A 22,602-nucleotide genomic window follows, 5' to 3' on the forward strand; every position below is an offset into this window, starting at 1 on the left:
GCCTGTACGGAAGGATCACCCGGACGGGCAAGGTCCGGCCGCGACGGGTGCCACGGCCGGACCACGACGTCAGGCGTCCTCGTCGTTCACCCAGCTCATGAGCTTGCGGAGCTCCTTGCCGGTGGTCTCCAGCAGGTGCTCGGAGTCCTGGGTCTTGTACTCGTTGTACTTCTTCAGACCGCCGTGGTACTCGGCCATCCACTCGCGGGCGAAGGTGCCGTCCTGGATCTCGGCGAGGACCTTCTTCATCTCGGCCTTGGTGGCGTCCGTGATGATCCGCGGGCCGGTGACGTAGTCGCCCCACTCGGCGGTCTCGGAGACCGACCAGCGCATCTTGTCCAGGCCGCCCTCGTACATGAGGTCCACGATCAGCTTCAGCTCGTGCAGGCACTCGAAGTACGCGATCTCCGGCTGGTAGCCCGCCTCGGTCAGCGTCTCGAAACCGGCCTTGACCAGCGCGGCCGTACCACCGCACAGGACGACCTGCTCACCGAACAGGTCGGTCTCGGTCTCCTCGGTGAAGGTCGTCTTGATGACGCCGGCGCGGGTGCCGCCGATGCCCTTGGCGTACGAGAGGGCCAGCGCGAAGGCGTTGCCGGTCGCGTCCTGCTCGACGGCCGCGATACAGGGAACGCCGCGGCCCTCCTCGTACTGGCGGCGCACCAGGTGGCCCGGGCCCTTGGGCGCGACCATGCAGACGTCGATGCCGGCCGGGGGCTTGATGAAGTCGAAGCGGATGTTCAGGCCGTGGCCGAAGAAGAGGGCGTCGCCGTCCTTGAGGTTGTCCTTGATGGACTCCTCGTAGACCTGGGCCTGGATCGGGTCCGGGACCAGGATCATGATGACGTCGGCCTCGGCGGCGGCCTCGGCCGGGGTCACCACGCGCAGGCCCTGCTCCTCGGCCTTCGCCTTGGACTTGGAGCCCTCGTGCAGACCGACACGCACGTCGACACCCGAGTCACGGAGCGACAGCGCGTGGGCGTGGCCCTGGCTGCCGTAACCGATGACCGCGACCTTGCGGCCCTGGATGATGGACAGGTCGGCGTCGGCGTCGTAGAACAGCTCGGCCACTTTGGGTTCTCTCCTTGTGTGCGGGTGTTGCGTCCCACCGTATGCCGGAGGGCGGAAGGGAAGTCTCGGGGTCTCGGTATACGGGCGGCCGGGGGTCACCGGCCGCCCGGCCGTGGAGGAGGTACTACGCCGAACGGTCCAGGGCGCGCAGCGACCGGTCCGTGATGGACCGGGCACCGCGCCCGATGGCGATCGTGCCGGACTGCACCAGCTCCTTGATGCCGTACGGCTCGAGCATCTTCAGCATCGCCTCCAGCTTGTCGCTGGAGCCGGTGGCCTCGATGGTGACGGCCTCCGGGGAGACGTCGACGGTCTTGGCGCGGAACAGCTGGACGATCTCGACGATCTGCGAGCGCGTCTCGCTGTCGGCACGCACCTTCACCAGGACGAGTTCGCGCTGAACGGCCGACCCCGGCTCCAGTTCGACGATCTTCAGCACGTTGACGAGCTTGTTGAGCTGCTTCGTCACCTGCTCCAGCGGCAGTTCCTCGACCCCCACGACGATGGTGATGCGGGAGATGTCGGGGTGCTCGGTGACACCGACGGCGAGCGAGTCGATGTTGAAGCCGCGGCGGGAGAACAGGGCGGCGATCCGGGCGAGGATTCCGGGCGTGTTCTCCACCAGGACGGAGAGCGTGTGCTTGGACATGTCTCTTGGGTCTTCCTCGCTCAGTCGTCTTCGTTGTCGCCGAAGTCGGGGCGGACGTCCCGGGCGGCCATGATCTCGTCGTTGGAGGTGCCGGCGGCGACCATCGGCCACACCATCGCGTCCTCGTGGACGATGAAGTCCACGACGACCGGGCGGTCGTTGACCGAGTTCGCCTCCTCGATGACCTTGTCGAGGTCGTCCGGGGACTCGCACCGGATGGCGTAGCAGCCCATCGCCTCCGACAGCTTCACGAAGTCGGGGACGCGGGTGCCGGCGCTCGGCTGCTTGCCGTCCGCCTCCGGGCCGCTGTGCAGCACGGTGTTGGAGTAGCGCTGGTTGTAGAAGAGGGTCTGCCACTGGCGGACCATCCCGAGGGCGCCGTTGTTGATGATGGCGACCTTGATCGGGATGTTGTTCAGGGCGCAGGTGGTCAGTTCCTGGTTGGTCATCTGGAAGCAGCCGTCGCCGTCGATCGCCCAGACCGTCCGGCCCGGGACGCCGGCCTTGGCGCCCATCGCGGCCGGGACCGCGTAGCCCATCGTCCCGGCACCGCCGGAGTTCAGCCAGGTCGCGGGCTTCTCGTACTGGACGTAGTGCGCGGCCCACATCTGGTGCTGGCCGACGCCCGCCGCGAAGATCGTGCCCTCGGGCGCGAGCTGCCCGATGCGCTCGATGACCTGCTGCGGCGACAGCGAGCCGTTGTCCGGCTGGTCGTAGCCCAGCGGGTACGTCTCGCGCCAGCGGTTGAGGTCCTTCCACCAAGCGGTGTAGTCGCCCTGCTGACCCTCGCTGTGTTCCTTCTGCACCGCCTGGACCAGGTCGGCGAGGACCTCGCGGGCGTCCCCGACGATCGGCACGTCGGCGGCGCGGTTCTTGCCGATCTCCGCCGGGTCGATGTCGGCGTGGACGATCTTGGCGTTCGGGGCGAAGCTGTCCAGCTTGCCGGTGACGCGGTCGTCGAAGCGGGCTCCGAGGGCGACGATCAGGTCGGCCTTCTGCAGCGCGGTGACGGCGGTGACCGCACCGTGCATGCCCGGCATTCCCACGTGCAGCGGGTGGCTGTCGGGGAATGCGCCGAGCGCCATCAGGGTGGTGGTGACGGGCGCTCCGGTGAGTTCCGCGAGGACCTTCAGTTCGGCGGTGGCGTGGGCCTTCAAGACGCCGCCGCCGACATAGAGGACGGGGCGCTTCGCGGAGGTGATCAGTTTGGCCGCCTCGCGGATCTGTTTCGCGTGCGGCTTGGTGACCGGGCGGTAGCCGGGCAGGTCCATGACCGGCGGCCAGGAGAAGACGGTCTGCGCCTGGAGGGCGTCCTTGGCGATGTCGACCAGGACCGGGCCGGGGCGGCCGGTGGAGGCGATGTGGAACGCCTGCGCGATCACCCGGGGGATGTCCTCGGCCTTGGTGACCAGGAAGTTGTGCTTGGTGATCGGCATGGTGATGCCGACGATGTCCGCCTCCTGGAAGGCGTCCGTGCCGATCGCCTTCGAGGCCACCTGCCCGGTGATCGCCACGAGCGGCACCGAGTCCATGTGGGCGTCCGCGATCGGCGTCACCAGGTTCGTCGCGCCGGGTCCGGAGGTCGCCATGCAGACGCCCACCTTGCCGGTGGCCTGCGCGTAACCGGTGGCCGCGTGTCCGGCGCCCTGCTCGTGCCGGACCAGGACGTGGCGCACCCGGGTGGAGTCCATCAGCGGGTCGTAGGCCGGGAGGATCGCACCACCGGGGATACCGAATACCGTGTCGGCGCCGACCTCCTCAAGCGAGCGGATGAGGGACTGCGCACCCGTGACGTGCTCGGGGGCGGGCTGTCCTCCGGATCGGGGCCGCGGCTGCGGGTGATGGGCCCCGGTGGCCTGCTCGGTCATCGGCATTCTCTTCTCGATGCTGAGGGTTTTTGCGAAGTTTGTGCGGTGTGGGGCTGCCGCACGGACGGTGCCCGTGCAACAAAAAACCCCTCGTGCCATAAGGCAAGCGAGGGGAGCGCGCCGGGTGGAGTCGCTGGGAGTTCCGGGTCCGTCCGGAGGTCACCAGCGTCAGCCGACGCGCTTTCCAAGTACGAGAATTCGGGTGCGCATGGCACTGACCCTCCCCCCGGCACGCACTCACTGTCAAGCGGGTGGGACGGGAGTCTCATTATGTGAGCGCAGGGCCGTACCACCGCCGAGTACCGCGGGCACACCACTGGTGTACACCCCCGCACGGCCGCCCGCGAACGCGGGCTCGGCCGGACCGTGGGGCACCGGGTAGTGGCCCGAACTCAGCGCCCGGCGCAGCCGGTACTCGTCCAGCGGACCGGAGAACGCCATGCCCTGCCCGTGCGTGCAGCCCATCGCGCGCAGCGCCACGACCTGCTCGGGCAGGTCCACGCCGTCCGCCACGGACCGCAGCCCGAGATCGCCGGCGATGCGCAGCAGCCCACTGGTGATCTTGTGCAGCCGCGCGGACTCGACGACGCCCTCGACCAGACCGCGGTCGAGTTTCAGTACGTCGACGGGGAGCCGCCGCAGGGCCGTGATGGCCGCGTATCCCGTACCGAAGCCGTCCAGGGCGATCCGGACGCCGAGTCTGCGCAACGCGCTCAGCCGGCGCTCCAGCTCCTCCATGGGGACCCGGGGGTCGAGGTCGGACAGCTCGATCACCAGGGACCCGGACGGCAGCCCGTGCCGGGTCAGCAGGGCCTCTATCGAGCCCAGCGGCATCGAGCGGTCCAGCAGCCGGCGTGCGCCCATCCGGACCGCGACCGGTACGGCCAGCCCGGTCGCCGCCCGTTCGGCGGCCTGTTCCACGGCCTCCTCCAGCATCCAGCGGCCCAGCTCGGCGGTCTTGTCGCTGTCCTCGGCCACCCGCAGGAACTCCCCGGGCGTGAACAGCACCCCCTGGGAGGAGCGCCAGCGCGCCTGGGCGCAGACCGACGCGATCCGGCCGTCCTGGAGGCACACCACCGGCTGGTGCAGCAGCGTGAACTCGCCGTCGTTCAGCGCGGCCCGCAGGCGCGTGGCCAGCTCCGCCTTGCGGACGACGTCCTGCTGCATCTGAGGGGCGTACAGCTCGACGCGGCCCTTGCCGCCCGCCTTGGCGCGGTACATCGCGAGGTCGGCGTTGCGCAGCAGCTCGCCCGCGCCGAGGCCCGGTTCGGCGAAGGCGACGCCGATGGACGCGTTGACCCGGACATCGTTGCCGTCGATGAGGTACGGCTGCGAGAGCGTGGCCCTGAGGCGGTCGGCGAGCTCCAGTATGTGGCGTTCGCGGGCGGCGCGGTCACGGGTGCCGTCGCCGACGATCAGGGCCGCGAACTCGTCGCCGCCGAGACGGGAGGCCGTGTCCCCGTGCCGGACCGCGTCCTGGAGTCTGCGGGCGGCCTGGACGAGCAGTTCGTCCCCGGCCTGGTGCCCGATCGTGTCGTTGACGGCCTTGAAGCCGTCGAGGTCGATGAAGAGGACGGCCGTGCCGCGCAGGGCGGCGCCCCGGTCGGAGGAGCGGCGGCCGGACAGGGCCTGCTGGACGCGCCGGGTGAACAGGGCGCGGTTCGGCAGGTCGGTCAGCGGGTCGTGCTCGGCGTTGTGCTGGAGCTGCGCCTGCAGGCGCACCCTCTCGGTCACGTCCCGGCTGTTGAAGATGAGGCCGCCGTGGTGGCGGTTGACGGTGGACTCGACGTTGAGCCAGCCGCCCTCGCCGGAGCGGAAGCGGCATTCGATGCGGGTGGTGGGTTCCTCCTGGGGGCTGGCGGCGAGGAAGCGGCGGACCTCGTGCACCACGCAGCCCAGGTCCTCCGGGTGGATCAGGGCGGCCAGTTCCGTCCCCACGAGTTCCTCCGCCGGGCATCCGTACACTCCGGCGGCGGCCGGGGAGACGTAGCGGAGGATGCCGTTGGGCGCGGCGATCATGATGACGTCGCTGGAGCCCTGCACCAGGGAGCGGAAGTGGTTCTCCTTCTGCGCCAGTTCCTGGGTGAGGGTGATGTTGTCGAGCAGCATGATGCCCTGGCGCACCACGAGGGCGAGCACCACCGTGCCGCCGGTCAGGAGCACCACGCGGTCGACGCTGCGGCCGCTGAGGACGTTGTAGAGGATCCCCAGGGTGCAGACGGCGGCGGCGAGATAGGGCGTGAGGGCGGCCAGCGAGCCGGCGATGGGCCGGGCTGCCGGATACCGGCTGTGATCACCTCCCTGCGCGGGCGGGTGGTGGCGCGGGGCGGTGCGCTGTGCGGGCAGGTGTCCGGGCAGATGTCCGCGCACCACGCGCGTCTGCCCGGGCGGATACGGCCGGCCGGCGTCGGCCCCGGACCGCGGGGCGGCCCAGGGGGCGTACGCGAGCAGCATCGAGCCGGCGAACCAGCCCGCGTCGAGCAGCTGGCCGGAGCGGTAGCTGTGGTGCAGCAGCGGTGAGGTGAACAGGGCGTCGCACATCACGGTCAGGGCGAGCGCGCCGATCGCGGTGTTGACCGCCGTGCGGTTGCCCGCCGAGCGCCTGAAGTGCAGGGCGAGCACCATGCTGACCAGGGCGATGTCCAGCAGCGGGTACGCGAGCGAAAGCGCGGCGCTCGACACGCTGCGCCCCTCGGATCTGGCCGCCTGCGCGAGGGCGAGGCTCCAGGAGAGCGTGAGCAGGGAGCCGCCGATCAGCCAGGCGTCCAGGCCGAGGCAGACCCAGCCCGCCTTCGTCACGGGCCGCTTGGCGAGCACCAGCAGGCCCACGATCGCGGGCGGGGCGAAGCACAGGAAGAACAGGTCGGCATAGCTGGGCGAGGGGACGGCGACCCCGAGGACCACCTCGTACCATCCCCAGACCAGGTTGCCGAGGGCCGCCATCGTCGAGGAGAGGCCGAACAGTATCCAGGCGGGACGGAAGCGGATGCGGCGGTCGCGGGCGTAGAGGAAACAGGACACGGCCGCGGCGCCCGCCGCGGCGCTCAGCCCGAAGTCGCCCATGATCAGCGCGACTTGGCGGGAGCCCCAGCCGACGGCGGAACCGATGGCGTACGCCCCGCACACCAGGGCCACGAGGAGTTGGCGGGCCAGGCTCGACCCGCCGTCGGCGGCGGAGGGACGGGTCGGCGACACCCCCGGCGCGCGCCGGACCCGCACCACCGAGTCGAGGGTGGTCGTGGAAGACGGGGGCGAACTCACCGGGTCCTCCCGGTCCGCGCCGCCTGGGGGTCCCGCGGGCCCCGGTGCGCTGGGTGCCCGTGCCCCCTGCGGCTGCTGTGCCTGCGGTGATGGTGGCTGTGGTGGTGACTGTGCTGTCCGGCATGACCGCCGTGACGGCTGCCGTGGTGACCGCGTCCGCGCGCGGCCGTGTGCCCGGGTCGCCGTCGGCGGCTCCGCCGCGTCGGATCGTTCGTCCATAGGCCGTGCATCGCCCGTCGCCCCCCTCACAGTCTGAAATGCCCATCCCCGGCGCCGAAGAGTGCGCGGCGCAGCCCCTGTCGGGACGATACACCAGTCTCGTCACTCAGGGACATAGTTCCTCTACGCTCCGTGACGACCAGCGCAGATGCGGGCACGGACCGCGTCCGGAGGGTTGCGGAGGGTACCGGAAACGGATTGCGCCCCTGGTGCGCCCGTCGCGCGGATCGCGCGCGTGAGGCTCGGCCCGCGGGCGTCAGGCGCCGGTTGCGCCCGTCGTAAGGATCACGTTGCGCAGGGGCTCCCGGTTCACGAAACGGCTCAACTGGTCCACGAGGAGCCGCTTGGCGCGCGGCAGGAACGCGGACGTGGGGCCGCCGACGTGCGGGCTGACGAGCACGCCGGGCGCCTGCCACAGAGGGTGGCCCAAAGGCAGCGGTTCGGGGTCGGTGACGTCGAGGGCGGCCTTGAGCCGGCCGCTGTCCAGTTCGGCGAGCAGCGCCTTGGTGTCGACGACGGGGCCGCGGGCGACGTTGACCAGCAGCGCGCCGTCCTTCATGCGGGCGAGGAAGTCGGCGTTCACCAGGTGGCGGGTGGTCTCGGTGAGCGGTGTGGACAGCACCACGACGTCCGCCTCCGGCAGCAGGGAGGGGAGGTGGGTGAGCGGATGCACCGGTCCGCGCGCCGTGGTGCGCGCGGAGCGCGCGACGCGCGCCACCCGCGCGACCTCGAACGGAACGAGCCGGTCCTCGATCGCCGACCCGATCGAGCCGTACCCGACGATGAGGATGTTCTTGTCCGCCAGCGCGGGCCGGAACCCGCCGAGCCACTCCTCCCGGTCCTGGGCGCGGACGAAGTCCGGTACGCCGCGCAGCGAGGCGAGGATCAGCGTCAGCGTGAGTTCGGCCGTGCTCGCCTCGTGCACCCCGCGTGCGTTGCACAGCCGCACGCCGGGAGGCAGGTGCGAAAGGCCCGGCTCGACGGCGTCGGTGCCGGCCGACAGCGTCTGCACGACCTGCACGGAACTCAGCCGCGGCACGGGCCGCAGGACGACCTCGGACGGCTTCATGTAGGGGACGACGTAGAAGACACAGTCGGCCGGATCGGCGGGAAAGTCCTGCGCGCCGTCCCAGAAGCGGTAGTTCGGGCCCTCGGGAAGCCCTTCGATCTCCTGTGGCGGCACCGGGAGCCACACGTCAGCAGCAGTCATGGTCAGGAGGCTATGTCAGGCGCCCGGGACGGCAGAGGTTAGGTTGGGGGGCCAGGACAGGGAGGGTCACGAGCAGGTGGAGCGCAGGACGATCGGCGCGGCGGCGCTCGCGGTGGGGGCCGTCGGACTCGGATGCATGCCGATGAGCTGGGCGTACAGCGGATCGCGGCAGCGTGGCGAGGAGTCGCTCAGGGCCGTGCACCGGGCGCTGGACCTGGGCTCGACGCTGCTGGACACGGCCGACATGTACGGCCCGTTCACCAACGAGCTGCTGATCGGGCGGGCGTTGAAGGAGCGGCGCCAGGACGCCTTCGTGTCGACCAAGGTCGGACTGCTGGTGGGCGAGCAGCACATCGTGGCCAACGGCCGCCCCGGCTACGTGAGACGGGCCTGCGACGCCTCCCTGCGCCGGCTGCAGACGGACGTGATCGACCTCTACCAGCTCCATCGGGCGGATCCGGAGGTTCCGGTCGAGGAGACGTGGGGGGCGATGGCGGAACTCGTCCGGGCCGGAAAAGTACGGTCGTTGGGGCTGTGCGCGGTGGGCGCCCGGGGCGGCCGCCGCTCCGGGACCGGGGCGGGGCTGCACGACGCGACGCTGCGGCAGCTGCGGCGGGTGCAGCAGGTGTTCCCGGTGAGCGCGGTGCAGGCGGAGCTGTCGGTGTGGTCTCCCGAGGCCAGGCAGGCGCTGCTGCCCTGGTGCGAGGCGCGCGGGATCGGCTTCCTGGCCGCGATGCCGCTCGGCAACGGCTTCCTGACCGGCACGCTCATCCCGGGTGAGGGCTTCGAACCCGACGACGTGCGCGCCCGCCATCCCCGCTTCACCGCGGAGATGATGGCCGCGAACCAGCCGATCGTGGTCGGCCTGCGCCGGGTGGCCCGCCGCCACGGGCAGGACGTCACCCCGGGCCAGGTGGCCCTGGCCTGGGTTCTGGCGCAGGGTCACCACGTGGTCCCGGTGCCGGGCGCCAAGCGGGAGCGCTGGGTCACGGAGAACGCGCGGGCCGCGGCACTGCGGCTGACGGCACAGGACCTGGCGGAGCTGGCCGACCTGCCGCGCGCGCAGGAATCCTGGGAGTAGGGACCCCCGGAGCAGGGATGGCGGGAGCAGGGATGGGGGAGCCGGGACCGGTGGCACCGGCCGGCCTGCTCGCGTCGCGGTGCGTATCGGGTTGCGGTGATCGGGAACCTGTGAGGCGCGAGCGGTGTATGAACAAGTAGGACCGGCCAGGAGGACCTGCCGGGAGAACTTCAGGAGAACCTGCCGCGAGACCGCCCCGTCGAAGGGAACAAGATCGTGCAACGTCGAGCTGTGTCGGCCGTGCTGGCCGCGGCCGCGCTCCTGCTGACGCCTGGCTGCTCCTCCGACGGCGGGGGCGGTGGTTCGCCGTCCGACGCCGGGAGCACGACACCCGGCCGTACGGCGTCGGGGGCGTCGCCCACCGAGCAGGCCGCCGAGAAGACCCCTCCCGCCAAGGGCTCGGTGAAGGTGGTCCGTACCGTCGCCGAGGGCCTGAACACCCCTTGGGGCCTGGCCCCGCTGCCCGACGGCGACCTGCTGGTCTCCTCCCGCGACGAGGCCACGATCACCCGGGTCGACGGGCAGACGGGCAAGAAGACCGAGCTGGGCGAGGTGCCGGGGGTGTCACCGGCCGGCGAGGGCGGCCTCATGGGCCTCGCGCTCTCCCCGGACCACGCCTCGGACCACATGATCTACGCGTACTTCACCTCGGCCTCGGACAACCGCGTCGTGCGCATGCTGTACGACGAGCAGAAGCCGGCCGGCGAGCAGCTGGGCGCACCCGACACGGTCTTCAAGGGCATCCCCAAGGGCTACATCCACAACGGCGGCCGGATCGCCTTCGGCCCCGACAAGATGCTGTACGCGGGCACGGGCGAGAGCGGTGACACCGGCCTGTCCCAGGACACCAAGTCCCTGGGCGGCAAGATCCTGCGCATGACCGCGGACGGCGAACCGGCGCCGGGCAACCCCTTCCCGGACTCCGCCGTGTACTCGTACGGCCACCGCAACGTGCAGGGCCTCGCCTGGGACGACAAGCAACGCCTGTTCGCCGCGGAGTTCGGCCAGGACACCTGGGACGAGCTGAACGCGATCAAGCCGGGCGACAACTACGGCTGGCCGGAGGCCGAGGGCCGGTCGAGCGACTCCGAGTTCCACAACCCGACAGCCCAGTGGCGCACGGACGACGCCTCGCCCAGCGGCATCGCCTACGCCGGGGGTTCCGTGTGGATGGCGGGCCTGAAGGGTCAGCGTCTGTGGCGTATCCCCCTCGACGGCACGGAGGCCTCGGCCGACCCGCAGGCCTTCCTGCGAGAGGAGTACGGCCGGCTGCGCACGGTGGTCTCGGCGGGCGGCGACAAGCTGTGGCTGGTGACCAGCAACACGGACGGCCGGGGTGACCCCAAGGACGGGGACGACCGGATCCTGGAGATACAGGTCAGCTAGCTCCGGCCCTCATCCGGCATCCGGCATCCGGCGAGGACTCCTCCTCGCCTGGCTGCTGCGGCCGTACGACGACCGTCCCGGACGCGAGATCTATCGGTCCGCGCCCGGGGTCGCCGTCCCCGACGTCCTCCCGGGTCAGCTCCAGCCGGTTCTGCTCGTCGCGGGTGTGCTTGCGGCCGGGTGCGAACAGTTCCTCGAACATGGTGAACACGGCGCCTCCCTGCCGGTCTCCTGCAGCGTACGCCTCACCCCCGCGCCGGCACCTGGGAGGCCTCGGCCGGGAAGAGCCCCAGCTGGTGCGCCACCGCCGCCGCCTCGCCCCTGCCCGAGACGCCGAGCTTGGCGAGGATGTTCGAGACGTGGACGCTGGCCGTCTTCGGGGAGATGAACAGTTCCTCGGCTATCTGGCGGTTGGTGCGGCCGACGGAGACCAGGCGCAGGACATCGCGTTCCCGGCCGGTGAGGCCGAAGGCCCGGGCCGGGTCGTCCGGGGTGCCGGCCCCCGCCCCGCCACCGGTCCCGCCGCCGGTCAGGGCGCGGGTGCCGGTCAGGGTGAGGCGGGCGCGCTGGGCGAGCCGGACGGCGGATTCGGCGAGCGGGCGCGCGCCGAGGTGCTCGGCGACGGTGTGGGCGAGGCGGAGCAGTTCCGTGGCCCGGGCGCGCTCGGGCTCCCCGCCGCCGGCCAGCAGGGACGCGGCCAGCCGGTACCGGACGCGGGCGAGATCGTAGGGGTGCTCCAGCGGTTCGAAGGCGGTGACCACCTCCGACCACTGCTCGGGGGTGTCCTGGCCCTCGGCGCGGTGGATCTCGGCGCGGACCCACTTCTCGACGGCGAGCCACACGGGTGCGCCCGTGGTGACCTTCTTGACGGCCGTGCGGATCCGGTCGAGGACGGCGGGCCGGCCGGGCTGGGCGGCGGGCAGGTCGCGGGCGTCGGCCTCGGCCTCGGCGGCGGTCAGCAGCAGCGCCCAGCCGTAGCGCTGGGTACCGGGCGGGAGACCGGCGGCCAGCACCCGGTCCAGTTCGGCTCGGGCGTCGTGCAGGCGGCCCTCCCTCACCGCGACGCCGATCACGATCCGGGCGAGCGGCAGTGCCAGCTGCGGCGTGGGGTCGTGGGTGCCGTAGTGGGCCCGGGCGGTGGCCAGGTGGGCGGCGGCGCCGGCCACGTCGCCCCGGACGAGGGCCAGGTTGGCCAGGCGCAGGGCGCCGGAGCCCTGGGGTTTGGCGCTGTGGCCGGCCCGCAGCGCGTTCTCCGCGGCCTCGGCGGCGGCGTCCCAACGGCCCAGCGAGTACAGCGAGTCGGACAGGTTGCCCCACACCCACGCCTCGGAGTCCAGCTGGCCGAACCTGCGGGTGAAGGCGACGCCCGCCTCCAGGATGGGCACCGCCTCCCGTGAGCGGCCGACGGCCTCCAGTTCCGAGGGCAGGTTGATGTGGGCGCGGCCGGCCACATATGTCATGCCCTCCTCGACGGCCCGCTCCTTGACCTCGTACAGCTCGGCGAGCCCGGCCTCCACATCGCCCGCGTCGACCATCAGGCAGCCGGCGGTGAGGCGGGCGTTCAGCTCGATCTCGCGGGCGCCGACCATGCGGGCGTACTCGACCGCCCGCTCGGCGGCGGAGCAGGCGTCGGGGCCGGGTTCGTGCAGCATCGCCCAGTTGGCCACGGTGGACAGCACCTCGGCGTGCACCTCCGACGGCGGCAGCCCGCGGACCAGGTCCTGGGCGGTGGCCAGCTCCTGCCAGCCGTCGCCCCGGGCCTGGGCCTGGACCAGCCGGGAGCGCTGGACCCAGAACCAGGCGGCGCGCAGCGGGTCCCCCTCCTCGTCCAGCAGGCGCAGCGCCCGCTTGATGATCTTCAGGGCGCGTTCGCGTTCGCCGCACAGCCGTCCGGCGACGGCGGCCTCCGCCATCAGGTCCAGATAGCCGAGCGGGGTGGTCGCGGGGTGGCGGCCGCCGGGCGGGTAGACCTCGGTGTAGTCGACGGGGCGCAGGCGCGCGCGGACGTCCTCGGGGGCCGTGTCCCACAGCTCCATCGCGCGTTCCAGCAGCCGCAGTTGTTCGGAGTAGGCGTGCCGTCGGCGGGCGGTGACGGAGGCCTCCAGGACGGCGGGCAGGGCCTTGGCGGCGTCGTGGGCGTGGTACCAGTAGCTCGCCAGGCGCATCACGCGTTCGTCGGCGGGGACGAGGGTGGGGTCGGCTTCCAGGGCTTCGGCGCAGCGGCGGTTGAGGCGGGAGCGTTCGCCGGGCAGCAGGTCGTCGCTGACGGCCTCGCGGACCAGGGAGTGGCGGAATCGGTAGCCGTCGCCGCCGGGCGCGGCGAGCAGGATGTTGGCGCCCACGGCGGCCCGCAGTGCCTCGATGAGGTCGTCCTCGGCGAGCCGGGCGACGGCGGCGAGCAGCCGGTACTCGACGGTGGAACCGCCCTCGGCGACGATCCGGGCGACCCGCTGGGCGCTCTCCGGCAGGGACTCGACGCGTACCAGGAGCAGGTCGCGCAGGGAGTCGGTGAGGCCGGTGCGGCAGCCTTCGTGGGCGGCGACGGCGAGTTCCTCGACGAAGAAGGCGTTGCCGTCGGAGCGTTCGAAGATGTCGTCGACCTGGGCCTGGTCGGGTTCGTGGGCGAGGATGCCGGCGATCTGGCGGCCGACCTCGGCGCGGTTGAAGCGGCCGAGTTCGAGGCGGCGGACGGTGCGCAGCCGGTCGAGTTCGGCGAGCAGGGGGCGCAGCGGGTGGCGGCGGTGGATGTCGTCGGCGCGGTAGGTGGCGAGGACGACGAGGCGGCCGGTGCGCAGGGTGCGGAACAGGTAGGAGAGGAGGTGGCGGGTGGAGGCGTCGGCCCAGTGCAGGTCCTCCAGGGCGACGACGACGGTGCGGTCGGCGGCGACGCGTTCCAGCAGCCGGGCGGTGAGTTCGAAGAGGCGGGCCATGCCCTCCTCGTCGTGCCGTCCGGAGGCCGTCTCGCCCAGTTCCGGCAGCAGGCGGGCCAGTTCCTCCTCCTGGCCGGCGGCCGCGGCGGCGAGTTCGCCGGGCAGTTCGCGGCGCAGCGCGCGCAGGGCGGTGGAGAAGGGGGCGAACGGCAGTCCGTCGGCGCCGATCTCGACGCAGCCGCCGAGCGCGACGACGGCGCCTTGCCGGCAGGCCGCGGTGGCGAACTCCTCGACGAGGCGGGTCTTGCCGACCCCGGCCTCGCCGCCCAGCAGTAACGCCTGCGGCTCGCCCGCGGTGGCACGGGCGAGCGCGTCGTTCAACGTGTCCAGCTCGTCGGTGCGACCGACGAACACGGGACTGACGGACCTGGTCTCCACAGGCCCGAGCATCGCACGCGGGTCCGACAACGCGGCACCGGTTTTCCCGACGCGAACCTCCACGGCGGCCGCCGTCGGGGTGGCCGTGGGGGTGGCCGTGGAGGTGGCCGGGACGCCCTGGACCGTCGACCCGGCTGAGACCTTCCTCGCCCCGGCCGCGGCACTGCCCGCCGCCGCGACAGCGGAGGCACCCCGTGTCCCCCGGGCACGGGGTGCCGTCCGGCCGCCCTCCCCCGCCCCCGTGGTCACGCGGCGCGCAGGAACCGGTGTCGGCGGGGGCGGCCGGTATGCGGATCGTTCTCGGCGGTGCTCCGGGCCGCTTCGCGGCGGGCGGCGCGGCGGACGCGGGCGGCCTCGCGGGCCAGCCGCTCGTGGTCGGCCCGCCGGATCAGTTCGGCGGAACGCAGGCGCTGGAGCTCGTACTCGTACATGGTGTGTCCCTGGTGAGAGGTCGGTGTCCGGCATCGCTCGGTGCGATGCCTCAACCTTCGTCTCCCAGGTGGGTCCGCCACATCGGGAGAGTTCCGCATCTTCGGCGAGGGAGGGGGCCTTAGACGCGCGTGAGGGGCCTCGGGCAGCTCCGTAAGGTACGTACGGATGCCCTAAGACCCCTCAGGACGTGCGGTGACTCAGCTGGTGGACGGCAGCCCCAGCAGGACGTCGGTGTACTTGAGGACGGCCAGCAGCAGGCCGATGACGCCGAGCGAGACACCGCCCCAGGCGACCGACTTGATCCACGCGGCCTGCGGCCTGCCGGGCGCGCCGAACGCGGGCCGGGCGAGGACGACGACACCGACGATCAGCGCGGCCAGCGCGAACAGGCCGCCCCACAGCGCGGTGGTGTGCCAGGCGTCGCCGTACACCTCCTTGACCTGCGTGGCGACGTTCGCGGTCGACGAGGTCTGCAGCTGGCCGACAAGCGTCTCGCGGGCGGCGGCGACCGTGGAGATCCAGCCGCCGGTGAGGGAGACCACACCGAGCGCGGCGGAGACGACGGCGCCCGCGCCCTGGCCGACGCCGGACGCGCCCTGCTCCTCGCCCTGGGTGACGTCGTCGGCGCCGACCTCGCCGGCCTGCGCGTCCGTGTCGTCGGCCGCGGTGCCGGCCGCGCTGTCGGCGTCCGTCTCCGGCGCCGCCTCGGTCTTGGTGACGTTCACCTTCTCTGCGTCGGTCGTGGCCTCGGCACCCGTCTCGGCGCCGGTCTCGTCAGCTGTCTTGGTTCCCATATCGCGCACCGTACGGATCCTGTCTGAGAGGTGTCTTAATGATCGTTGTGAGCGGTACGCCCGCGTACCGCGCGCCACTCGGGGGCGAGGATGGACCACACCTCCAGGTCGAGCCGTACGCCGTGATGCGGGTAGCTCTCCCGCCGTACGCCTTCCCGGGTCATCCCCAGGCGCCGGGCCACGTCCAGGCTCGCCCGGTTGTCCACGGCGGCGATCCACTCGACCCGGTGGACACCGCGCCGTTCGATCGCGAAGTCGAGCAGCACGCGCGCCGCCCGGGTGACCAGACCGCGCCCGGTACCGGCGGGCTCCAGCCAGCAGCCGATCTCGCAGTTGCCGTTCTCCGCGTCGAAGTTCAGGAAGAGCACCCCGCCGACGAGCTTTCCGTCCAGCCACAGGCCGTGCAGGAAGGCGCTGTCGGCGGCGCGCAGATCGGCGTACCGCTGGAGTGTGTCGCGGGCGGAGTCCACGTCGGTGGCCTTCTCGCCGAACGGGATGAACCGGTTGATGAACGCGCGCCCCCGTTCCAGGTGCGCCAGGAACTCCCCGGCGTGCCACGGCTCCAGGGGACGCAGTTCCGCGCCGTCGTCACCCAGGGATATCGCGTACATCCCGTCGCCGCTCCTTCGCCAGGACGTCCGCCGCCTCGGCGTCCGTCGCAGCGGCCAGCCTCTCATGGGCGGCGCGGCACTCGGGCGGCTCGATGCTGATGCGGGGCATACGGCGGTCCAGCCAGCTCGGCAGCCACCAGTTGGCGCCGCCGAGCAGGTGCATCAGGGCGGGCACCAGCAGCGTACGCAGCACGAACGCGTCGAGGGCGACGGCGGCGGCGAGCGCGATGCCGAACATGGCGATCACGCGGTCGCCGCTGAGCACGAAGGCGAGGAAGACGGAGATCATGATGACCGCGGCGGAGTTGATCACCCGGCTGGTCTCGGCGAGACCCACGCGCACGGCCCGCCGGTTGTCGCCGGTCTCCAGCCACTCCTCGTACATGCGGCTGACCAGGAACACCTGGTAGTCCATGGAGAGCCCGAACAGGACGGAGACCATGATCACGGGCAGGAAGGGCTCGATGGGTCCCGCCCGCCCGAGGCCCAGCAGTCCGCTCCCCCAGCCCCACTGGAAGATCGCCACGACGACACCGAACGCTGCGGCGACGGCGGCCACGTTCATCACGGCGGCCTTCAGCGGGATGCCGACGGACCGGAAGGCGAGCAGGAGCAGCAGCGAGCCCAGGCCGATGACCACGCCGACGAACACGGGCAGCTTGCCGACGATGACGTCGGCGAAGTCGTCGTAGCCGGCCGTCACCCCGCCGACCTGCACGTCGAGGGAGGTGCCGGCCTCGGCGCGCGGCAGTACCTCGGTGCGCAGCCGGTCGACGAGGTCGCTGGTGCCGCGGGACTGCGGGGAGGACTCCGGGACGACCGTGAGGTACCCGGTACCGCCGCCGGCGGCGTACGTCACCGGTGTCACCGAGGCGACGCCCCCGGTGGAGCGGATCGTCGCGTCGAGGTCGCCGAGGGCGAGCTTGTCCTCGGCGCCGCCGACCTCGGTGACGAGGGTGAGCGGGCCGTTCACACCGGGGCCGAAACCGTCCGCGAGGAGGTCGTACGCCTGGCGTGTGGTCGACGTCCGCGCGTTGTTGCCCTGGTCGGAGGTGCCCAGGTGGAGGGAGAAGGCGGGCAGGGCGAGGACGGTGATGACGGCCAGGGCGAGGGAGCCGAGCAGCTTGGGATGCCGCTCGACGAACGCCGACCAGCGGGCGGCGAACCCGGTGGGCAGCTCGGGCTCGGGCCCGTGCTCCGCGAGGTGGCGCCGCTCGCGGCGGCTCAGGGCGTGCGGTCCGATGAGGGACAGCAGGGCGGGCAGCAGGGTCACGGAGGCCGCGACGGTGAGGACGACGGTCAGCGAGGCGGCTATCGCGACGCCGTTGAGGAAGCCGAGCCGGAGGATCAGCATCCCGAGCAGGGCGATGCAGACGGTGGCGCCCGCGAAGACGACGGCTCGCCCGGTGGTGGCGACGGCGTTGGTGGCCGCCTCCGTGACGGACAGTCCGCGTTTGAGGCCGCGCCGGTGTCTGGTGACGATGAACAGCGCGTAGTCGATGCCGACGCCGAGCCCGATCAGCAGGCCGAGCATGGGCGCGAAGTCGGCCACGGTCATGGCGTGCCCGAGCAGCACGATCCCGGCGTACGCGGCGCCAACGCCGACCAGCGCGGTGGCGATGGGCAGCAGCGAGGCGGCGAGCGAGCCGAAGGCGAGGAACAGCACGACCGCGGCGACGACCACGCCGATCACCTCGGCGAGGTGCCCGCCGGACGACTCGGTGAGCGCGACGGCGCTTCCGCCCAGTTCCACCCGCAGCCCGTCGGCCTCGGCGTCCTTGGCCGCCTCGGCCACGGCCCGCACCTCGGTGACGTCGATGTCGTCGGCCGGGTCGTCGAAGGTGACGGTGGCGTACGCCGTGCGCCCGTCCTCGCTGATCCCCTCCGTGCCCTGGCCGTCGTAGGGACCGGTCACGGCGGCCACACCGGGCAGGCCGGCGATCTCGTCCAGGGTGCGGGTCATGGTCTGTTCGACGGCGGCGGCGCGGACGGTGCCGGACGTGGTGTGCCAGACGACGGTGCCGCTGTCGCCGCCGAGGCCCGGGAAACCGTCGTGCAGCAGCTGGGTGGCGCGGCCCGACTCGGTACCGGGGACCTGGTAGTCGTTCGAGTAGGCGGAGCCGGCGACGGCGGCGGCCGCGGTCACCGAGCCGAGGGTGAGGAGCCACAGCAGGACGACGACGAGGCGCCGCCGGACACACCAGCGTGCGAGGGCTGCCACGAAACGAGCTCCCAGGGGGACTATGGGGGGATCTTTGACCGGGAATCGTCGTTCATGAGGTGAACTGCCCGCAAAGAACGCATGAGCGATGCGAAGACCACTCTCGCAGCCAGAAGTGATCGTTTATCGCATTCGTGGGTTTATTCACAGCAATGGGAGCCACATCACAGGACAGTAACGGGCACTCTGTCGTGCGGAGAAAACCGGGTGCGGGCCGGGAGTCCGGCTGCTAGCGTCCCGGCGTCCCCCGTTCCCGGCAGATCGCCGCCGACCGAAGCAGGTGCGTTGTTTGATGGTCCGACCGAGCTCCTCCGCCTCTCTCTTCCCAACGCAAGACCCAAGGAGCCCGTTCACCGATGTCCGACATCACCTCCAGGACCTCGAACGACGATCTGACTAGCCGCCTGACCCACCCCCGCTACCCCCGCAGCAACCGCTACGACGCCCGCTGGACCATCGAGAACCAGATGGGTCCGCACGCGCTGTGGCTGCTGGAGTGGCTGGCCCCCGCGCTCGGCCTGGACACGCTGCCCGCCGGGGCCCGGGTCCTCGACCTGGGCTGCGGCCGGGCCATGACCTCCGTGTTCCTCGCCAAGGAGTACGACGTCCAGGTCACCGCGGCCGACCTGTGGATCAGGCCGGACGAGAACGCGCGCCGCATCGCCCAGGCGGGCGTCGCGGACCGCGTGCTGCCCGTGCACGCCGAGGCGCACGACCTGCCGTTCGGCGAGGGCGCCTTCGACGCGATCGTCTCCATCGACGCGTACCAGTACTTCGGCACCAATGACCTGTACCTGCCCACGCTGACCCGGCTGCTGAAGCCCGGCGGGCGGATCGGGGTCGTCATGCCGGCGCTGCGGGAGGAGCCGGACGGCGTCGAGCCGCCCGAGCACCTCAAGCCGTACTGGGACCCCGGTTTCTGGGCGTTCCACTCCCCCGCCTGGTGGCGGCGCCAGTGGACGCGCAGTGGCGCCGTGGAGGTCGAGGCGGCCGACTGGCAGCCGGACGGCTGGCGGGACTGGCTGCTGTGGAGCGAGGTCTGCGCCGAGGAGAGCCCGGACGCGTTCATGGCCGGCATGGCCCGTGACTCGGTGGAGCTGGTGCGTGCCGACGCGGGCCGCGCGCTGGGCTTCGTCCGCGTGGTGGGCCGCCGCCTCTGAGCACGCACTCAGGGGACGCATCGTGACCGATGCGTCCCCTGAGGAAGTGCTGCCGGAGCCTCAGCCCTCGCTGACGCCCAGCTTCTCCAGGATCAGTTCCTTGACCCGGGCCGCGTCCGCCTGACCGCGCGTGGCCTTCATGACCGCGCCGACCAGGGCGCCCGCCGCCGCCACCTTGCCGCCGCGGATCTTGTCCGCGATGGCCGGGTTGCCGGCGATGGCCTCCTCGACGGCGGTGGTGAGGGCGCCCTCGTCGGAGACGACCTTCAGACCGCGCTTGTCGACGACCTCGTCCGGAGTGCCCTCGCCCGCGAGGACGCCTTCGATGACCTGGCGGGCCAGCTTGTCGTTCAGGTCGCCGGAGGCCACCAGCTCGCTGACCCGGGCGACCTGCTCCGGCGTGATCGCCAGCTCGTCCAGGGACGTGCCCGACTCGTTGGCGCTGCGGGCGAGTTCGCCCATCCACCACTTGCGGGCGGAGGCCGCGTCGGCACCGGCGTCGATCGTGGCGACGATCAGCTCCAGCGCGCCGGCGTTGAGGATCGACTGCATCTCATTGGCGCTGACCCCCCACTCCTCGCGCAGGCGGTTGCGGCGGACCAGCGGCAGCTCGGGCAGAGCCGACCGGATCTCCTCGACCCACGCGCGCGTCGGGGCCACCGGCACCAGGTCCGGCTCGGGGAAGTACCGGTAGTCCTCGGCCTCCTCCTTCACGCGGCCCGAGGTCGTCGACCCGGTGTCCTCGTGGAAGTGCCGGGTCTCCTGGATGATCGTGCCGCCGCCGTTCAGTACGGCCGCGTGGCGCTGGATCTCGAAACGGGCCGCACGCTCCACGGACCGCAGCGAGTTGACGTTCTTCGTCTCGGACCGCGTGCCGAACTTCTCCCGGCCGTGCGGGCGCAGCGACAGGTTCACGTCGCAGCGCATCTGGCCCATCTCCATCCGGGCCTCGGAGACGCCGAGCGCCTTGATGACCTCGCGCAGCTCACGGACGTACGCCTTGGCGACCTCGGGAGCGCGCTCGCCCGCGCCCTCGATCGGCTTGGTGACGATCTCGATGAGCGGGATGCCGGCGCGGTTGTAGTCGAGCAGCGAGTGCGAGGCGCCGTGGATACGGCCCGTCGCGCCACCGACGTGCATGGACTTGCCGGTGTCCTCCTCCATGTGGGCGCGCTCGATCTCCACGCGGAAGGTCTCGCCGTCCTCCAGCTGCACGTCGAGGTAGCCGTTGAAGGCGATCGGCTCGTCGTACTGGGAGGTCTGGAAGTTCTTCGGCATGTCCGGATAGAAGTAGTTCTTCCGGGCGAAGCGGCACCACTCGGCGATCTCGCAGTTCAGCGCGAGACCGATCCTGATCGCGGACTCGACGCCGGTCGCGTTGACGACCGGGAGCGCGCCGGGCAGGCCGAGGCAGACGGGGCAGGTCTGCGAGTTGGGCTCGGCGCCCAGCTCGGTCGAACAGCCGCAGAACATCTTCGTCTTGGTGCCGAGTTCGACATGGACCTCAAGGCCCATGACGGGGTCGTACGACGCCAGCGCGTCCTCGTACGACACCAGGTCGGTCGTGGTGGTCACGGTGAAACTTCCCTCTCAGCCCAGCAGGACGTCGTCGTCGCCCAGCCGCTTCAGCTCGCGGTAGAGGATGGCGAGGCCGGTGACGATGGCGACGGCGGACACGGTGGCGTCGATCAGGACCAGAGTGTCCTTGTCGGCGCGGGCCTTCTTCAGCCGCTTGGCGACACCGAGCGCGCCGAACGCGGTCCCGGCGATGGACAGGTACGTACCGGACTTGGACTTCTTGAAGCCCTTGGCCTTGGTCAGTGCACTCACAGCGACGGAGCCTCCTCGATCAACGGGTGACCCCACCTTTCCACGAAGGCGGCCTCGACGGCGGCGCCGACCTTGTAAAGGCGGTCGTCCTTCAGCGCGGGGGCGATGATCTGCAGCCCGACCGGGAGGTTGTCCTCCGGGGCGAGACCGCAGGGCAGCGACATGGCCGCGTTGCCCGCCAGGTTGGTCGGGATGGTGCACAGGTCCGCGAGGTACATCGCCATCGGGTCGTCGGCGCGCTCGCCGATCGGGAAGGCGGTGGTCGGCGTGGTCGGCGAGACGATCACGTCCACCTGCTCGAACGCCTTCTCGAAGTCCCGCGTGATGAGCGTGCGGACCTTCTGGGCGCTGCCGTAGTACGCGTCGTAGTAGCCGGAGCTGAGCGCGTACGTGCCGAGCATGATGCGGCGCTTGACCTCGGGGCCGAAGCCCGCCTCACGGGTGAGGGAGGTGACCTCCTCGGCCGAGCGGGTGCCGTCGTCGCCGGTCCGCAGGCCGTAGCGCAGGCCGTCGAAGCGGGCCAGGTTGGAGGAGCACTCGGAGGGCGCGATCAGGTAGTACGCCGACAGGGCGAGGTCGAAGGACGGGCAGTCCAGTTCGACGATCTCGGCGCCCAGCTCCTTGAGCAGCGCGACCGACTCGTCGAACCGCTGGATGACGCCGGCCTGGTAGCCCTCGCCGCGGAACTGCTTGACCACGCCGACGCGCATGCCCTCGACGCTGCCGTTGCGGGCGGCCTCGACGACCGGCGGGACCGGGGCGTCGATGGAGGTGGAGTCCAGCGGGTCGTGCCCGGCGATGACCTCGTGCAGCAGGGCCGCGTCCAGGACCGTACGGGCGCAGGGCCCGCCCTGGTCCAGGGAGGAGGAGAAGGCGACCATGCCGTAGCGGGAGACCGCCCCGTACGTCGGCTTCACACCGACCGTGCCGGTGACGGCGGCCGGCTGGCGGATGGAGCCGCCGGTGTCGGTGCCGATGGCGAGCGGCGCCTGGAAGGAGGCGAGCGCGGCGGCGGAACCGCCGCCTGAGCCGCCGGGGATCCTGGTGAGGTCCCAGGGGTTGCCGGTCGGGCCGTAGGCGCTGTTCTCCGTCGACGACCCCATGGCGAACTCGTCCATGTTGGTCTTGCCGAGGATGACGACGTCGGCGGCCTTCAGCTTCTTGGTGACGGTCGCGTCGTACGGCGGGAGCCAGCCTTCGAGGATCTTCGAGCCGACGGTCGTCGGGACGCCCTCGGTGGTGAAGATGTCCTTGAGCGCGAGGGGGACGCCGGCCAGCGGGCCGAGCTTCTCCCCCCTGGCCCGCTTCTCGTCGACGGCGCGGGCCTGCGCGAGAGCGCCCTCGCGGTCGACGTGCAGGAAGGCGTTCACCTTCTCGTCGACGGCCTCGATGCGGGCCAGGTGGGCCTCGGTGACCTCGACCGCGGTGAGCTCGCCGGAGGCCACCTTCGCGGCGGTCTCGGCGGCCGTGAGCTTGATGATGACGTTGTCCGTCATGGCGG

Annotated in this window: 17 protein-coding genes; 3 read left to right on the forward strand and 14 right to left on the reverse strand. The window is 71.7% G+C overall.

Annotated features, from left to right (window positions below):
* Nucleotides 1–69: 69 nt before the first annotated feature.
* The 5 genes from ilvC to ACWD0J_RS14275 all read right to left on the reverse strand — a co-directional run bounded on the left by ilvC (nt 70) and on the right by ACWD0J_RS14275 (nt 8,278).
* Nucleotides 70–1,071 carry a ketol-acid reductoisomerase gene (gene ilvC, locus ACWD0J_RS14255; protein ID WP_451496076.1) on the reverse strand — a complete coding sequence of 334 codons (1,002 nt, stop codon included), beginning with the start codon at nt 1,069–1,071 and terminating at the stop codon, nt 70–72.
* Nucleotides 1,072–1,195: 124 nt separating this feature from the next.
* Nucleotides 1,196–1,720 (reverse strand): acetolactate synthase small subunit, encoded by a 525-nt coding sequence (ilvN, locus tag ACWD0J_RS14260; RefSeq protein WP_451496077.1) that lies wholly within the window; start codon nt 1,718–1,720, stop codon nt 1,196–1,198.
* A 20-nt stretch (nt 1,721–1,740) separates the two neighbouring features.
* Nucleotides 1,741–3,594, reverse strand: coding sequence for an acetolactate synthase large subunit (locus ACWD0J_RS14265; protein WP_451496078.1), 1,854 nt, complete (start codon nt 3,592–3,594; stop codon nt 1,741–1,743).
* Nucleotides 3,595–3,831: 237 nt separating this feature from the next.
* Complete coding sequence (locus ACWD0J_RS14270) at nt 3,832–6,849, reverse strand: putative bifunctional diguanylate cyclase/phosphodiesterase (RefSeq protein WP_451496079.1); 3,018 nt, start codon at nt 6,847–6,849, stop codon at nt 3,832–3,834.
* A 475-nt stretch (nt 6,850–7,324) separates the two neighbouring features.
* On the reverse strand, nt 7,325–8,278 hold the full coding sequence (locus tag ACWD0J_RS14275; protein WP_451496080.1) for a 2-hydroxyacid dehydrogenase: 954 nt from the start codon (nt 8,276–8,278) through the stop codon (nt 7,325–7,327).
* A gap of 76 nt (nt 8,279–8,354) precedes the next feature.
* On the opposite strand from ACWD0J_RS14275, the gene ACWD0J_RS14280 reads away from it, so the two are divergent.
* Both ACWD0J_RS14280 and ACWD0J_RS14285 read left to right on the forward strand, forming a co-directional pair.
* Entirely contained in the window at nt 8,355–9,359 is a 1,005-nt protein-coding gene (locus ACWD0J_RS14280; protein WP_451496081.1) for an aldo/keto reductase, read from the forward strand.
* Nucleotides 9,360–9,575: 216 nt separating this feature from the next.
* The gene (locus ACWD0J_RS14285; RefSeq protein WP_451496082.1) at nt 9,576–10,745 is read left to right on the forward strand and encodes a PQQ-dependent sugar dehydrogenase; all 1,170 of its coding nucleotides are present in this window, start codon (nt 9,576–9,578) and stop codon (nt 10,743–10,745) included.
* Here ACWD0J_RS14285 and ACWD0J_RS14290 read toward each other — a convergent pair.
* From ACWD0J_RS14290 to ACWD0J_RS14315, 6 genes are all read right to left on the reverse strand, one after another.
* Nucleotides 10,738–10,956: a DUF6191 domain-containing protein gene (locus tag ACWD0J_RS14290; protein ID WP_451496083.1), complete on the reverse strand. Its 219-nt coding sequence runs from the start codon at nt 10,954–10,956 to the stop codon at nt 10,738–10,740. The two genes, ACWD0J_RS14285 and ACWD0J_RS14290, sit on opposite strands and share 8 nt — an antisense overlap.
* A 34-nt stretch (nt 10,957–10,990) precedes the next feature.
* Entirely contained in the window at nt 10,991–14,065 is a 3,075-nt protein-coding gene (locus ACWD0J_RS14295; protein WP_451496084.1) for a helix-turn-helix transcriptional regulator, read from the reverse strand.
* Between the two features lie 233 nt (nt 14,066–14,298).
* Complete coding sequence (locus ACWD0J_RS14300) at nt 14,299–14,484, reverse strand: hypothetical protein (protein ID WP_451496085.1); 186 nt, start codon at nt 14,482–14,484, stop codon at nt 14,299–14,301.
* Between the two features lie 198 nt (nt 14,485–14,682).
* Nucleotides 14,683–15,279, reverse strand: coding sequence for a hypothetical protein (locus ACWD0J_RS14305; RefSeq protein ID WP_451496086.1), 597 nt, complete (start codon nt 15,277–15,279; stop codon nt 14,683–14,685).
* 35 nt (nt 15,280–15,314) lie between these two features.
* Complete coding sequence (locus ACWD0J_RS14310) at nt 15,315–15,890, reverse strand: GNAT family N-acetyltransferase (protein WP_451496087.1); 576 nt, start codon at nt 15,888–15,890, stop codon at nt 15,315–15,317.
* Entirely contained in the window at nt 15,868–18,111 is a 2,244-nt protein-coding gene (locus ACWD0J_RS14315) for an MMPL family transporter (RefSeq protein WP_451496088.1), read from the reverse strand. Before ACWD0J_RS14315 ends, ACWD0J_RS14310 begins: the two co-directional genes overlap by 23 nt.
* A gap of 356 nt (nt 18,112–18,467) precedes the next feature.
* Between ACWD0J_RS14315 and ACWD0J_RS14320 the strand changes: the two genes are divergently transcribed.
* Nucleotides 18,468–19,271, forward strand: coding sequence for an SAM-dependent methyltransferase (locus tag ACWD0J_RS14320; protein ID WP_451496089.1), 804 nt, complete (start codon nt 18,468–18,470; stop codon nt 19,269–19,271).
* A 60-nt stretch (nt 19,272–19,331) separates the two neighbouring features.
* On the opposite strand, the gene gatB is transcribed toward ACWD0J_RS14320, so the two are convergent.
* The 3 genes from gatB to gatA are packed head-to-tail and all read right to left on the reverse strand — an operon-like array spanning nt 19,332 to nt 22,597.
* Nucleotides 19,332–20,846 (reverse strand): Asp-tRNA(Asn)/Glu-tRNA(Gln) amidotransferase subunit GatB, encoded by a 1,515-nt coding sequence (gene gatB, locus ACWD0J_RS14325; RefSeq protein ID WP_451496090.1) that lies wholly within the window; start codon nt 20,844–20,846, stop codon nt 19,332–19,334.
* Nucleotides 20,847–20,861: 15 nt separating this feature from the next.
* The gene (locus ACWD0J_RS14330) at nt 20,862–21,101 is read right to left on the reverse strand and encodes a hypothetical protein (RefSeq protein ID WP_307677464.1); all 240 of its coding nucleotides are present in this window, start codon (nt 21,099–21,101) and stop codon (nt 20,862–20,864) included.
* Nucleotides 21,098–22,597, reverse strand: coding sequence for an Asp-tRNA(Asn)/Glu-tRNA(Gln) amidotransferase subunit GatA (gatA, locus tag ACWD0J_RS14335; RefSeq protein WP_451496091.1), 1,500 nt, complete (start codon nt 22,595–22,597; stop codon nt 21,098–21,100). Before gatA ends, ACWD0J_RS14330 begins: the two co-directional genes overlap by 4 nt.
* Nucleotides 22,598–22,602 lie beyond the last annotated feature (5 nt).

This window comes from Streptomyces sp. NPDC003011, from assembly GCF_053591515.1.

Excerpts from the sequence above, each read along its gene's own strand:
- ilvN (WP_451496077.1), bottom strand. The coding sequence starts at position 1,720 with ATGTCCAAGCACACGCTCTCCGTCCTGGTGGAGAACACGCCCGGAATC.
- ACWD0J_RS14265 (WP_451496078.1), bottom strand. The coding sequence starts at position 3,594 with ATGCCGATGACCGAGCAGGCCACCGGGGCCCATCACCCGCAGCCGCGG.
- ACWD0J_RS14275 (WP_451496080.1), bottom strand. The coding sequence starts at position 8,278 with ATGACTGCTGCTGACGTGTGGCTCCCGGTGCCGCCACAGGAGATCGAA.
- ACWD0J_RS14295 (WP_451496084.1), bottom strand. The coding sequence starts at position 14,065 with ATGCTCGGGCCTGTGGAGACCAGGTCCGTCAGTCCCGTGTTCGTCGGT.
- ACWD0J_RS14300 (WP_451496085.1), bottom strand. The coding sequence starts at position 14,484 with ATGTACGAGTACGAGCTCCAGCGCCTGCGTTCCGCCGAACTGATCCGG.
- ACWD0J_RS14305 (WP_451496086.1), bottom strand. The coding sequence starts at position 15,279 with ATGGGAACCAAGACAGCTGACGAGACCGGCGCCGAGACGGGTGCCGAG.
- ACWD0J_RS14310 (WP_451496087.1), bottom strand. The coding sequence starts at position 15,890 with ATGTACGCGATATCCCTGGGTGACGACGGCGCGGAACTGCGTCCCCTG.
- ACWD0J_RS14320 (WP_451496089.1), top strand. The coding sequence starts at position 18,468 with ATGTCCGACATCACCTCCAGGACCTCGAACGACGATCTGACTAGCCGC.
- gatA (WP_451496091.1), bottom strand. The coding sequence starts at position 22,597 with ATGACGGACAACGTCATCATCAAGCTCACGGCCGCCGAGACCGCCGCG.